Genomic DNA, 13,150 nt, shown 5'->3' with positions numbered 1-13,150 from the left:
GGCTCAGTCGCCGTAGACGTCGAAATCGAAATATTTGTCGTTGATCGCCTTGTAGGTGCCGTTCTCGCGGATGGCGGCGATGGCGGCGTTGAACTTCTCCAGGAGCTCCGTCTCGCCCTCGCGCACCGCGATGCCGACGCCGGGGCCGTTGATGTCCGGGTCGATGGGCAGCGTCGTCAGGATCTTGCAGCAGTCGCCGTCCTCGCTGTCGAGCCAGTCCGACAGCACCACCACGTCGTCGATGGCGGCGTCGATGCGGCCGGAGGCGAGGTCGAGCTTATACTCTTCCGGGGTGCCGTAGCGGCGCAGCTCGGTGTCGGGGAAGTGGGCTTCGGCGTAGTTGGCGTGGGTGGTGGAGGACTGGGCGCCGAGGATGATGTCGGCGAGCGACTCCGCCGTCGCCTCCGTCAGGTCGGAGTCCTTCGGCACGGCGATGGCCGGCGGGGTGTTGTAGTACTTGTCGGTGAAGTCGACGATTTCGTCGCGCTCCGGGGTGATCGACATGGAGGCGATGATGGCGTCGAACTTGTTGGCCCTGAGGGCCGGGATGATGCCGTCCCAATCCTGGGTGACGAAGGTGCATTCGGCGTTCATTTCCTCGCAGAGCGCCTTGGCGATGTCGATGTCGAAGCCGACGAGATTGCGGTCCGAATCGAAGGAGTTGAACGGCGGATAGGCGCCTTCGGTGCCGATGCGGAGCTGCATCTTGTCCTGCGCCGCGGCCGGCAATGCTGCGGCGGCAACCAAGATCGCCGCGAGGAACGTTCGTTTCATTGGGCTTCTCCGTCACATCTTCTATAGGGGCATCTTCCCTTAATGCGGGAACGATGCAAAGAGCGCGCCGGTTGCGGCCGGCCGCGCCAGAAGAGGATGGAACGGTGCGGGTTCTGATCATCGGGCGCGGGCCGATCGCCCGCTACGTCGCCGCCCGCCTCGGCGAGCGGGCCGAGACGTCCGTCGCCGCCTTCCTGGTGCGGCCGGGCACGGCGGGGGAGGCGGCGAGCCTCGCCCTCGGCGACGTCGCCCCGGTGGTGGAAAGCCGCGAGGCGGTGGACGGGGTGGACGTCGTCGCCGACTGCGCCGGCGGCGCGGGGCTCGTCGCCCACGGCGCCGGCTGCCTGGCGCGGGGCGACGTCGTCGTCACCCTCTCGGCGGCGGCGCTCGCCGATCCCCTCCTCGAGGCGCGATTGCGCGAGGCGGCCGCGGCGGGCGGCGGCCGGCTGCGCATCGCCGCCGGCGCCATCGGTGCGGTGGACGCGCTCGCGGCGGCGGCGGTCGGCGGGCTCGACATGGTGCGCTATACCGGGGTGAAGCCGCCGGCGGGGTGGCGCGGCAGCCCCGCCGAGAGCGTCCTCGATCTCGACCGCCTCGCCGGGCCCGCCGTCCACTTCGAGGGGAGCGCCCGCGAGGCCGCCCGCCGCTACCCGAAGAACGCCAACGTCGCGGCGACCATCGCGCTCGCCGGCGTCGGCTTCGAGGCGACCGCCGTGCGCCTCGTCGCCGATCCCGCGGCGACCGCCAACACCCATCGGCTCGAGGCGGAAGGCGCCTTCGGCCGGCTCGATGCGTGCTTCGCCGCGCGCCCGCTTCCGGACAACCCGCGCTCCTCCGCCCTCGCCGCGATGAGCATGGTGCGGGCGCTGACGGATCGGACGGCGGCGATCAGGGTGGTATGAGGCGCGAGAAGGGGCGGAATCTTCGCCGTGACGCTTGACTCTGCTCGCGCGGAACCGTACCTCCCGACACGTTCACGCACCGCTGCCTGAAGCGCGTCGGCCTGTCCGGCGCGTTTGTCGTTGAAACGCCCCATGGGGGGCTCGATGATCGGATGGCGCGGATCATGGCTTTGACGAGGGGCGCGATGTTCGCGGTAATCAAGACGGGCGGCAAGCAGTACAAGGTGTCGCCCGGTGACGAGTTGACGGTCGAGACGGTCGCCGGCGCCGCTGGCGACGCGGTGTCGTTCAGCGAGGTGCTGATGGTCGGCGAGGGCGAGTCCGCCACCGTCGGGGCGCCGATCGTCTCCGGCGCCACCGTGCTCGGCGAGATCGTCGACCAGGTGCGCGGCAAGAAGATCATCATCTTCAAGAAGCGCCGCCGGCAGAACTCGCGCCGCCGCAACGGCCATCGTCAGCCGCTGACGCGCGTGCGCATCACCGAAATCAACGCCACCGCGTAACGGAGGACACTCATGGCTCACAAAAAGGCAGGCGGTTCCTCCCGCAACGGTCGCGACACGGCTGGCCGTCGTCTGGGCTTCAAGAAGTTCGGCGGCGAGGCGGTGGAGCCCGGCAACATCATCGTGCGGCAGCGCGGCACGCGCTGGCATCCGGGCGAGAATGTCGGCATGGGCAAGGACCACACGCTGTTCGCGCTCGTTCCGGGCAAGGTCGCCTTCAAGAAGAAGCTCGGCCGCACCTACGTCAACGTCGCCGCCACCCCGGTGGCAGACGCGCCGATGGCGGCGGAGTAGGCTCACCCTCGTCTGTCACCCCGCGTGCCGGTGTGGCCGGCGCGCGGCGATGGAGAACACCATGGGGCGGACGGCAGCGCAGTCGTATCCGCCTCGTGATTTCGCTTCCCCGCGCGGCGGCCGCGGCACGGTCCGCCGGCTAGTCCTATGAAATTCCTCGACCAAGCCAAGGTCTATGTCCGCTCCGGCAACGGGGGCAACGGCGCCGTCTCGTTCCGCCGCGAGAAGTTCATCGAGCACGGCGGTCCGGACGGCGGCGACGGCGGCCGCGGCGGCGACGTGTGGGTCGAGGCGGTCGACGGGCTGAACACCCTCATCGATTTCCGCTATCAGCAGCATTTTCGCGCCGGCGCCGGCGAAGGCGGGTCCGGGCGCAACCGCACCGGTGCCGACGGCGCCGACGCGGTGCTGAGGGTTCCCGTCGGCACCGTCGTGCTCGACGAGGAGAAGGCGCACGTGATCGCCGACCTCACCGAGGCGGGCCAGCGGGTGCGCCTTCTCAAGGGCGGCAACGGCGGCTTCGGCAATCAGCGTTTCAAGTCCTCGATCAACCGCGCGCCGCGCCACGCCAACCCCGGCCAGGCGGGCGAGGAGATCGGCATCTGGCTGCGCCTGAAGCTGATTGCCGACGTCGGCCTCGTCGGTCTGCCCAACGCCGGCAAGAGCACCTTCCTCGCCGCCGTATCCGCCGCCAAGCCGAAGATCGCCGACTATCCCTTCACGACGCTCCACCCCAATCTCGGTATCGCCGAGATCGACACGCGCCGCCTGGTGATCGCCGATATTCCCGGCCTCATCGAGGGGGCGAGCGAGGGCGTCGGCATCGGCGACCGCTTCCTCGGCCACATCGAGCGCTGTCCGGTGCTCCTCCACCTCGTCGACTGCACGGGCGAGGACATGGTGGCCGACTTCCTGACCGTCGACGCCGAGCTCGAAGCCTACGGCGAGGGGCTTGCGGAGAAGCCGCGCGTCGTCGCCCTCTCGAAGCGCGACGCGATGACCGTCGACGACGTCGAGGCGCGCGCCACGGCGCTCTCCGAGGCGATCGGCCGACCCGTGCTCGCGCTTTCGGCGGCGACGGGGGCGGGCGTCGCCGACGCGCTGCGTGCGCTCCTCGGGGTGGTGCGTGAGGTGCGGCTCGAGGAGGCAGCCGACGACGCGCCCGAGGAGGCCGCGCCATGGCGACCCTGAGCGCACCCGAGACCGCGGCCGTCGTGGTAACCGGGGCGCATCTCAAAACGGCGCGGCGCGTGGTGGTGAAGCTCGGCTCCGCCCTTCTCGTGGGTGCCGACGGAGCGGTGCGCCGGGCGTGGCTGAAGACGCTGGCGGCCGACCTTGCCCGCCTCCACGCCCATGCCGAGGTGGTGGTGGTCTCCTCCGGCGCCATCGCGCTCGGCCGCACGCCGATCGGCTACGGCGCCCGAGCGCTGCGGCTCGAGGAGAGCCAGGCCGCCGCGGCCGTGGGCCAGATCGCGCTTGCCGCGGAGTGGACGAGCGCGCTCGCCGGGGAGGGGATGCGCGCCGCCCAGGTGCTCCTGACGCTGCGCGACACGGAGGAGCGCCGCGCCTATCTCAACGCCCGCTCCACCATCGGCGAGCTTCTGCGCGCCCGCGTGGTGCCGGTGATCAACGAGAACGACACCATCGCCACCAGCGAGATCCGCTACGGCGACAACGACCGTCTCGCCGCCCGCGTCGCCACCATGATCTCGGCCGACTGCCTGGTGCTCCTCTCCGACATCGACGGCCTCTATACGGCCCCTCCGAAGGATAATCCCGACGCCGAGCTGATCCCCGAGGTGAGCCACATCACCGACGAGATCGCCGCGATGGCGGGCGACGCCGGGTCCGCTCTTTCGCGCGGCGGCATGAAGACCAAGATCGACGCCGCCCGTATTGCCACGGAAGCGGGCACGCGCATGGCGATCGCCTCCGGTCATGTGGACCATCCGCTGCGCGCCATCGAAGAGGGGGCGCGCGCCACCTGGTTCCATCCCCGCTCCGATCCGGTGACGGCGCGCAAGGTGTGGATCGCCGGATCGCTGCTGCCGATGGGGGCTCTCACGCTGGACGACGGTGCCGTCGCGGCGGTCAAGCGCGGCCGCAGTCTGCTGCCGGCGGGGGTCGCCGCGGTGGAGGGTCAGTTCGCCCGCGGCGATGCCGTGCGCCTCGTCGATACGGCTGGTCGCGAGGTGGGTCGCGGCCTCGTTGCCTATGATGCGGACGATGCCCGCTTGATTGCTGGGCAGAAAACGAAAACACTTCGTCAACTGATCGGCGCGCGGGCGCGCGCCACCATGGTCCACCGAGACGACATGGCGCTGTTCACGGCGCCACCGGAGGGTTTGTGAGCGCTGTTCGACCCCTCGACCGCGAGGATAACGAAATCGAGGCGATCGTCGCCCGGCTCGGCCGCAAGGCGCGAGCGGCCCAGGGGCACCTCGCCCTTGCGAGCACCGAGGAGAAGCGCGCCGCCCTCGCCGCGATGGCCGCGCGGGTGCGCAGCGAGACCGAGCGGATCCTCGCCGCCAACGCCACCGACCTCGCCGCGATGACCTCCGGTGACGCGATGCGCGACCGTGCCACGCTCGACGCCGGCCGCCTCGACGCGATGGCCGGCGCCATCGAGACCGTCGCCGCGCTGGCGGATCCGGTCGGCCGCATCCTTGCCGCCTGGGATCGGCCCAACGGCCTCTTCATCGAGCGCGTCGCGACCCCGCTCGGCGTCATCGGGGTGATCTACGAGAGCCGCCCCAACGTGACGGCGGACGCCTCCTCGCTGTGCCTGATGTCGGGCAACGCCGTGATCCTGCGCTCCGGATCGGAGACGCTCGGCACTGCGACCGCCATCGTCGACGCCTTGCGGGCGGGCCTCGCCGACGCCGGGATGCCGCAGGATCTCGTCCAGCTCGTCCCCGTGAAGGACCGGGCTGCCGTGGGGGCGATGCTCGCCGGCGCCGACGGCGGCATCGACGTCATCGTGCCGCGCGGCGGCCGCACGCTGGTGGAGCGGGTGGAGGCGGAGGCCAAGGTGCCGGTGTTCGCCCACCTCGAAGGGCTCTGCCATGTGTTCGTACATGCCGAAGCCGATCGCGACATGGCCGTCGCCGTGACGCTCAACGCCAAGATGCGCCGCCCCGGCATCTGCGGCGCTGCCGAGACGCTGCTCGTCGACGCCGCGGTCGCCCGGAGCCACCTGCCGGCGATCGCCGAGGCGCTGGCGGCGGCCGGCTGCACGCTGCGCGGCGATGCCCGCGCCCGCGCGCTGGCACCGATGGAGGAGGCGACGGCGAAGGACTTCGCCACCGAATATCTCGCGCCGATCCTGTCGGTGGCGGTGGTCGACGGGCTCGACGGAGCGCTCGCCCATATCGCTCGCTACTCGTCCGGACATACCGAATCGATCATCACCGCGGACGAGGCCGCGGCCACCCGCTTCCTCACGGAGGTGGACTCGGCCATCGTGATGCACAATGCTTCCACCCAGTTCGCTGACGGCGGCGAGTTCGGCATGGGTGCCGAGATCGGCATCGCGACCGGCCGCATGCACGCGCGCGGGCCGGTGGGCGTGGAGCAGCTCACCACCTTCAAGTACCGCGTGCACGGAAAGGGCCAGACGAGACCGTGAATGCGCCGCACCCCGGCGAGTTTTCCGCGACGGCCCTCAAGCATCAATATCTCAAGGTGCCGAGCGCCGGCATCGGCCAGCGGATCGCCCTCTTCGGCGGTTCGTTCAATCCGCCTCACCGCGGCCATCGCCACGTGGCGTTGGAAGGGCTCGCCCGCCTCGGCGTGTCCCAGGTGTGGTGGATGGTGACGCCGGGCAACCCGCTGAAGTCCAACTCGGACCTCGCGCCGCTCGATCGGCGCATCGCCCTCACCGAGACGTTCGCCGACCATCCCCGCATGGTGGTGACGGCGTTCGAGGCGGCGATCGGCACGCGCTACACCGCCGACGCCATCCGCTTCCTGAAGCGGCGCTGCCCGACGGTGAAGTTCGTCTGGCTGATGGGGGCCGACAACCTCGCCACCATCCACCGCTGGCAGAAGTGGCGCGATATCATGCGCCAGGTGCCGGTGGCGGTGGTCGATCGCCCCGGCTCCTCGCTCGCGGCGATGAATTCGCCGGCGGCGCGGGCCTATGCCTCCGTCCGTCGGCCGGAGGAGCAGGCCGCCGCCATCGCCGACGCGACCGCCCCGGCGTGGGTGTTTCTCCACGCCCCTCTCGACCCGACGTCATCCACACTTTTGCGCCGTCGTGAAGCACGCTGAGCGACGACGTCTTGAAACAGACATGGACACAAACCTATCTTTTTGGCAGGCGGCCTCGATTCGAGGCGCCGCCGATGCGCTCTTGGGGAAAGGAAACCGCGCACACATGGCATTGACGTTCGATGGGATGTCGCACGCATCCCATAGCGAGATGACCGGCGACACCGCCGTACCCCTCGCCGTCGTTCTCGACAGCCTGGAGGATTCCAAGGCCGAGGACATCGTCGCCATTGATGTGACCGGCAAGACGCCGATCGCCGACCACATGGTGGTGGCTTCAGGCCGCTCTCATCGCCACGTGGGTGCCATCGCGGATCATCTTCTTCGCGATTTGAAGAATGGTGGCGCGAAGGGCGTCCGGGTGGAAGGCCTGAACGCTTGCGACTGGGTGCTGATCGACGCCGGAGACGTGGTGATCCACGTGTTCCGGCCCGAGGTCCGCACCTTCTACAACCTCGAGAAGATGTGGCAGATGGAGAGTTCCGCGAACGTGGAGCTCGTCGTCTGAACATCCTCGTCCTTGCCGTCGGCAAGGCGACGAAGGGGCCGGAAAGGGAGCTGTGCGCCCGCTATGCCGAGCGCGCGGTTAAGGCCGGCCGACAGCTCGGCATCGCCGCGGTGTCGGTGCGCGAGTGCGCCGACGCCCAGGGGCCGACGCGCGCCGCTCTGGAAGGCCGCGCGCTCCTCGCGGCGCGCCCGCCGGGAGTGCTCGTCGCCCTCGACGAGACGGGCGAGGAGTGGACGAGCCGCGCCTTCGCCGACCGTCTCCAGGGCTGGCTCGATCGGGGCGAGCCCAATCTCGTCTTCGCCATCGGCGGGGCGGACGGGCACGACGGGGCGGTGAAGGAGGCGGCGCGGGCGACGTTCTCGCTCGGGCGCATCACCTTGCCTCATCTCCTCGCTCGGGCGATCCTGCTCGAGCAGATCTATCGGGCGGTCACCATCCGCCTCGGCCACCCTTATCATCGGGAATGATGGCGCTTCGCTCTCTCCTCCTCGCCGTGACGATCTTCGCCGCCTTCGCAGCGGGCGGGAGCGTGCGGGCGCAGGACGCGGCGACCGAGGACACCGCCGCCGCCGTCGCGCGCGAGCGCGAGCAGCTCCTGACCCGCCTGGAGCGGCTGCGAGAGGAGACCTCGGCGACCCAGTCGCGCGCCTCCGAGCTCGGTGAGGCACTGGTGGATCTTGCCGGCGACGAGGCCAAGTTGCGCCAGCAGCGCGAGGACATCGCCGAGCGGGTGGCCGCGCTGGAGCAGTCGATTTCCGAGGAGGAGGAGGAGCTCGAGGCGCTGACCGACGGTCAGGCGCGGATCCGCCACCAGCTAGCCGAGAAGCGCACCGAGCTCGCCACGGTGCTGATGGCGCTGCAGCGGATCGGCCGCCGGCCGCCGCCGGCCCTCTTCGGCGAGACGGGTCGGCCGACCGACACGGTGCGCGGGGCGATCCTCCTCAACGCGGTGGTGCCGACGCTCGACGACAAGGCCGCCGCGCTTGCCCGCACGCTGACCGAGGCTGCCCGCCTCGCGGCCGCCGAGCGCGACCGATGGACGCGTCTCAAGGCCGATCTCGAGACCGTCGACGGGGAGCGCCGCCGCCTCGAGGAGCTCGGCGAGGAGCTCGAGCGGCGTCGCGCCCTGTCGCTCTATGAAAGAGACCGGGCGGCCGCCGATCTCGCCCGACTCGCGGAGGAGGAGGGGAGCGTGTCGGCGCTGCTCGACCGGCTCTCCCGCTCGGGGGCGGCGCCGGCCTCGCCCGGCGATCTCGGCTTTGCCGCGCGGCGCGGTTCGCTCGTCGTGCCGGTTGCAGGCCGCGTCGTGTCGCGCTACGGCGATCTCACCGAGACCGGCAACCTGTCGGAGGGGATCACCATTGCGGCGCTGCCGCAATCCACAGTGTTTTCCCCCATGACGGCGACGGTGCTCTTTTCCGCGCCATTTCGGGGTTATGGTCACGTATTGATCCTCGACGCGGGCGACGGCTACCATATGGTCCTTGCCGGCCTCGACGAAGCGTCCGTCGCGCCGGGGGACGAGGTGTCGACGGGAATACCGGTCGGGCGGATGGGGCGGTCGAGCCGTCGTTCCGCCGTTGCGGCCGCGGGCGTGAACGGGTCGGCCCTCCTTGGCGCAAGACCCGCACTATATGTTGAGTTGCGCAAGGACGGCGCGGCGATCGATAGTCATGGCTGGTGGCGGGACGCCGCCAACGATGTCGGAAGGACAGGTGGATGATTCGTCGGATTGGTTTGGTGTTGACCGGCGCGGCGTTCGGTGCGGCGACGATGATCGCCGTCGCGGACCCTTACGCCCTGTTGCCGATGCAGGCGAATGCCGCCTCGTCGGACACCTATCGACAGCTCAATCTCTTTGGGGACGTGTTCGAGCGCGTGCGCGGCGACTATGTCGAGGAGCCGGACGAGAAGGCGCTCATCGCGAGCGCCATCAACGGCATGCTCGCCTCGCTCGACCCGCACTCCAGCTACATGCCGCCGGACGATTTCCGCGACATGCAGGTGCAGACCCGCGGCGAGTTCGGCGGTCTCGGCATCGAGGTCACCATGGAGGGTGACTTCATCAAGGTGGTGACCCCGATCGACGACACGCCGGCTTTCGACGCGGGCGTGCTCGCGGGCGATCTCATCACCCGTCTCGACGGCGAGGAGGTCGCCGGCCTCACCCTCGCCGAGGCGGTGGAGAAGATGCGCGGTCCGGTGAACACCGACATCGTCATCACGGTGCGGCGCGAGGGGGTCGAGGATCCGATCGACATCACCATCACCCGCGACATCGTGCGGATCCAGTCGGTGAAGTGGGAGAAGGAGGGCGACGATGTCGGCTACATCCGCATCTCCCAGTTCAACGAGCGGACCTTCGAAGGGCTGCGCAAGGCGCTCTCCGAGATGAGCGGCGACGCCATCAAGGGCTACGTGATCGACCTGCGCAACAACCCGGGCGGCCTGCTCGACCAGGCGATTTCGGTATCCGACGCCTTCCTCGACCGTGGCGAGATCGTCTCCACCCGCGGCCGCGAGGACAACGAGACGCAGCGCTACGCCGCCCGCCCCGGCGACCTCACCGATGGCAAGCCGGTGATCGTGCTGATCAACGGCGGCTCGGCCTCCGCCTCGGAGATCGTGGCCGGCGCGCTGCAGGACCATCGCCGCGCGACGATCATCGGCAGCCAGTCCTTCGGCAAGGGCTCGGTGCAGACGATCATTCCGCTCGGCTCCAACGGGGCGATCCGCCTCACCACGGCGCGCTACTACACGCCGTCGGGCCGCTCCATCCAGGCGCGCGGCATCGATCCGGACCTCGAAGTGATCCAGCCGCTGCCCGAGGAGCTCCAGGGCAAGGTGGAAGCGCGTGGCGAGGCCTCGCTGCGCGGGCACCTCGTGTCCGAGGACGGCGCGGACGAGGAGCGCTCCGGCTCCTTCGCCTACGTCCCGCGCGATCAGGGCGACGATCAGCAGCTTCAGTATGCGCTCGAGCTGCTGCGGGGCATCAAGGTCAACAAGGTGTTCCCGCCGGACCCCAACGCCGGCGTTCCGAACTGATCCGACACGACGCCGACGTCGCGGATGGCGGCCGACAGAATGATCGAGGCGGGCTTTCGGGCCCGCCTTTTTCTTGGCCGACATGGCGCTTTCGCGGCGGAATCCGGGCAACATCTGTGGGCGGACGTCAATCTCCGCGCAACAAGAAGGCGATGGGGGCGGACATCGCGCACGGATCTTGCTAGGCCGGAAGGGCGGGACGGCCGGCGTGACGACACACCGGACGATACCGGTGAGAACGCGGCTCGACAGAAATAAGAACGAGGTTTCGCATGCGGGTTGTTTTGGTGGGCGCACTCAATGGCGCCGTCGCGGTGGCGGTGGGTGCCATCGGTGCGCACCTTCTGGAGGGTCGCCCCGGCGCGGCAAACCCGGAGCTCATCCAGACGGCGGTGATGTACCAGCTCTTCCACGCCGCCACGATGGTGGGCATGGGGGCTCTCAAGGGCCACGTCCTGCCGGCGATGCTCGGCGCCGCCTCGTGGGCCTTCGCCATCGGCATCGTGCTGTTTTCCGGCTCGCTCTATGCGCTCAGCCTCGGTGCGCCCCATGAGGTCGCCTACGTCACTCCCGTCGGCGGCGGCCTCTTGATCATCGGCTGGCTGCTTCTGTCCGTGGCGGCGGCCCGGCGGGTCTGACCACGACGGCATGGCGTTGCGATGGCCCCTCCGTCTCGGAGGGGCGACGACCGACCCCGATGCCGTCTATGTGTTCCTGAAGGCGGAGGGGATCGCCTACGGGCGCATTCCCAAGGCGGCGAACTCGCAGATGCGCGCCCGGCTCGCGGCGCGTGCGGGGCTCGACCAGGCCGGTCGCTGGAGCGTCAATCAGGATCAATATTGGGCCGACCCTCGACGGCGGGAGGTGGCGCTCCTGACCGGCGGCGAGTTGCGTCGGCGCTATCCCGACGCCGCGGTGTTCACCGTGGTGCGCAATCCGTTCGACCGCCTCGCCTCCTGCTATCGCAGCAAGATGCTGGAGGAGACGGGCAAGGTGGACTTCGGGCCGGGCTTTGCGCGGGGGATGGCGTTCGACGCCTTCGTTCGCCGCGTGGCGGAGACGCCCGACCGGCGCGCGAACAAGCACTTCCGCGCGCAGACCTCGATCCTCTTCCGCGGCGGAGAGCCGAAGAGCCTCTTCGTCGTCCGCCTCGACCGGCTCGCCGACGAGTGGCCGGCGCTGCGCCGCCATCTGATCGAGGCCAGAGGGTTCGACATCGGCCCGGTGCCGGGGCCGGAAGGAGCGCCGCGGCCGGACAGCCTCGCGCGCGTCCAGTGGACCGACGAGCTGATCGCCCTCGCGCGCGAGCGCTATCGCGACGATCTCGCGCGCTTCTTTCCGCAGGTGGAGGGGCCTGCCGCCGCGCGCTGAGCGCGCTCGCACCACGTCGGCTCGACGCCGGTCCGGATGGAGTGTGGGGATCGATGGTCGTCCGGCCCGGAGGCGGGCCGATGGTGCCGCAGGGGAGGATTGAACTCCCGACCTCACCCTTCATACCACTACGACTTTCGCCGCCACACCCCGATGGTGCGTTTGTGGTCTGGACTATCCCTTCACCCTTTCCGCGTCGCGGAGGAGGGTGCCGCCCGTCTAGTCTCTACACCGTCCCGCCGCGGCGGGCTTGGCTCGGGATCGGCAACGACAGGTCGTAGCTTTCCCCGAATTTGAGCGGTTTGCACCCCAAGGTTTCCCTCGGGGGAGGCAATGTGTTACCAAGGGTGCGCTCTACCACTGAGCTACTGCGGCAACGCGAGGGGCCATAGCATCGCTCGCCGCGGTCGTCCAGAGACTTTGAACCGCGAATTGGCCCGAGGTGTGGATGAGCTGCCCATGAAGCGGGCGGTGGGAATTCGGAGCACGGTGGCGGAGCGGCCTCGCACCGTCATCGGAACGCTCTGATTTCAGAAGAGATTGGCGAGACGGCCCAGCGTTCACTCGCAATTCGATGGCCTCTGCTGCCTCGCAGAAATGCACGGATGCCTGTCGTTACGGCATCGAAACTTCGCTTCGTCGGTCGTCGCGGAGTTCTCACGTCAATCCAGTGCACCGAGAAGTAGACGGATTTGTAATGTTTTTTCATCGGATAAGAAGCCGTTATGGGTTGTCCTGCGAACGCGCGTCAGTTAATTCGTGCTTATCTGAAACGAGGTAGCGTGTACTCACGCGCCGCCCCGCTTCGTTCCGTGAGGCACAAACGCCAAAAACATGGTCTCCGGACCAATGTTGGGTCGGGCATCAAGCAGACGCTCCCGCCAGCGGAATCTGTGCGCTTGACAACCCTTGGGGGGGCCAGACGATGACGACTGCGTCGACAGATCGTAACCCTGTGCACGAGCCGCGGTCCGAGAATCTCCCCAATCAGCGCTCGGCCAACTCGGTGGACAGCCACGTCGGCTCTCGGGTGCGCCTTCGCCGCCTCGAGCTGGGGTTGAGCCAGGAGAAGCTCGCCGACCAGCTCGGCATCACCTTCCAGCAGGTTCAAAAGTACGAACGAGGCACGAACCGCATCGGCGCGAGCCGGCTGCATCAGATCGCCCTCGTGCTGCAGGCGCCCATCACCTATTTCTTCGAAGGTGCGTCCGAAAGCGCTCTGCCGCGCACCAGCGAGACCTCGCCTTTGGCGGACGCGCTCAGCGATCCCGCCACGGTCCGCCTCGTGCGCGCCTTCGCCAGCATCGGCGACCCGCACCTGAAGCAGAAGGCCGTCGGCATCATCGAGGCGATCGCCGACACGGCCGGCCACACGAACGACGAGCGCTACTGACCTCACCCCAGCCTCGCGCAGGGGTGAGGGGCGGAACGGCGTTGGACGACGCCGCCAATGCTGCTATCTGGAGCCAACATTGAAGAGG

The 13,150-nt window shown here is 69.2% G+C and carries 15 protein-coding genes; 14 read left to right on the top strand and 1 reads right to left on the bottom strand.

What is annotated here, in order from left to right:
• Nucleotides 1-3: 3 nt before the first annotated feature.
• Nucleotides 4-774, bottom strand: a complete 771-nt coding sequence (locus tag JCR33_RS05065) for an ABC transporter substrate-binding protein (RefSeq protein ID WP_198880939.1) — start codon at nt 772-774, stop codon at nt 4-6.
• 104 nt (nt 775-878) lie between these two features.
• On the opposite strand from JCR33_RS05065, the gene JCR33_RS05060 reads away from it, so the two are divergent.
• The 14 genes from JCR33_RS05060 to JCR33_RS04995 all read left to right on the top strand — a co-directional run bounded on the left by JCR33_RS05060 (nt 879) and on the right by JCR33_RS04995 (nt 13,062).
• Nucleotides 879-1,676: an aspartate dehydrogenase gene (locus JCR33_RS05060; RefSeq protein WP_198880938.1), complete on the top strand. Its 798-nt coding sequence runs from the start codon at nt 879-881 to the stop codon at nt 1,674-1,676.
• 164 nt (nt 1,677-1,840) lie between these two features.
• Nucleotides 1,841-2,179: a 50S ribosomal protein L21 gene (gene rplU / locus JCR33_RS05055; protein WP_232372271.1), complete on the top strand. Its 339-nt coding sequence runs from the start codon at nt 1,841-1,843 to the stop codon at nt 2,177-2,179.
• Between the two features lie 12 nt (nt 2,180-2,191).
• Entirely contained in the window at nt 2,192-2,473 is a 282-nt protein-coding gene (gene rpmA / locus JCR33_RS05050) for a 50S ribosomal protein L27 (RefSeq protein WP_198880936.1), read from the top strand.
• Nucleotides 2,474-2,620: 147 nt separating this feature from the next.
• Nucleotides 2,621-3,664 (top strand): GTPase ObgE, encoded by a 1,044-nt coding sequence (obgE, locus tag JCR33_RS05045; protein ID WP_198880935.1) that lies wholly within the window; start codon nt 2,621-2,623, stop codon nt 3,662-3,664.
• Nucleotides 3,652-4,824: a glutamate 5-kinase gene (proB, locus tag JCR33_RS05040; RefSeq protein WP_198880934.1), complete on the top strand. Its 1,173-nt coding sequence runs from the start codon at nt 3,652-3,654 to the stop codon at nt 4,822-4,824. The genes obgE and proB overlap by 13 nt, the downstream gene beginning before the upstream one ends.
• Entirely contained in the window at nt 4,821-6,101 is a 1,281-nt protein-coding gene (locus JCR33_RS05035; protein ID WP_198880933.1) for a glutamate-5-semialdehyde dehydrogenase, read from the top strand. Before proB ends, JCR33_RS05035 begins: the two co-directional genes overlap by 4 nt.
• Nucleotides 6,098-6,745 (top strand): nicotinate-nucleotide adenylyltransferase, encoded by a 648-nt coding sequence (locus JCR33_RS05030; protein WP_332461121.1) that lies wholly within the window; start codon nt 6,098-6,100, stop codon nt 6,743-6,745. The genes JCR33_RS05035 and JCR33_RS05030 overlap by 4 nt, the downstream gene beginning before the upstream one ends.
• 106 nt (nt 6,746-6,851) lie before the next feature.
• Nucleotides 6,852-7,253 carry a ribosome silencing factor gene (gene rsfS / locus JCR33_RS05025; protein WP_211110072.1) on the top strand — a complete coding sequence of 134 codons (402 nt, stop codon included), beginning with the start codon at nt 6,852-6,854 and terminating at the stop codon, nt 7,251-7,253.
• Nucleotides 7,211-7,720 (top strand): 23S rRNA (pseudouridine(1915)-N(3))-methyltransferase RlmH, encoded by a 510-nt coding sequence (locus tag JCR33_RS05020; protein ID WP_198880932.1) that lies wholly within the window; start codon nt 7,211-7,213, stop codon nt 7,718-7,720. The genes rsfS and JCR33_RS05020 overlap by 43 nt, the downstream gene beginning before the upstream one ends.
• Nucleotides 7,720-8,976 carry a murein hydrolase activator EnvC family protein gene (locus JCR33_RS05015; protein WP_198880931.1) on the top strand — a complete coding sequence of 419 codons (1,257 nt, stop codon included), beginning with the start codon at nt 7,720-7,722 and terminating at the stop codon, nt 8,974-8,976. Before JCR33_RS05020 ends, JCR33_RS05015 begins: the two co-directional genes overlap by 1 nt.
• Nucleotides 8,973-10,298 carry a S41 family peptidase gene (locus JCR33_RS05010; protein WP_198880930.1) on the top strand — a complete coding sequence of 442 codons (1,326 nt, stop codon included), beginning with the start codon at nt 8,973-8,975 and terminating at the stop codon, nt 10,296-10,298. Before JCR33_RS05015 ends, JCR33_RS05010 begins: the two co-directional genes overlap by 4 nt.
• Before the next feature lie 272 nt (nt 10,299-10,570).
• Nucleotides 10,571-10,936, top strand: coding sequence for a DUF423 domain-containing protein (locus JCR33_RS05005; RefSeq protein WP_198880929.1), 366 nt, complete (start codon nt 10,571-10,573; stop codon nt 10,934-10,936).
• A 10-nt stretch (nt 10,937-10,946) separates the two neighbouring features.
• Nucleotides 10,947-11,669: a sulfotransferase family 2 domain-containing protein gene (locus JCR33_RS05000; protein WP_211110071.1), complete on the top strand. Its 723-nt coding sequence runs from the start codon at nt 10,947-10,949 to the stop codon at nt 11,667-11,669.
• 955 nt (nt 11,670-12,624) lie between these two features.
• Entirely contained in the window at nt 12,625-13,062 is a 438-nt protein-coding gene (locus JCR33_RS04995; RefSeq protein ID WP_332461120.1) for a helix-turn-helix domain-containing protein, read from the top strand.
• Nucleotides 13,063-13,150 lie beyond the last annotated feature (88 nt).

The organism is Acuticoccus mangrovi, assembly GCF_016411865.1.
GTDB classification, from domain to species: domain Bacteria; phylum Pseudomonadota; class Alphaproteobacteria; order Rhizobiales; family Amorphaceae; genus Acuticoccus; species Acuticoccus mangrovi.
The sequence above is the reverse complement of the archived record's forward strand: the minus strand, read 5'-3'. Positions and strand labels throughout refer to the sequence as shown.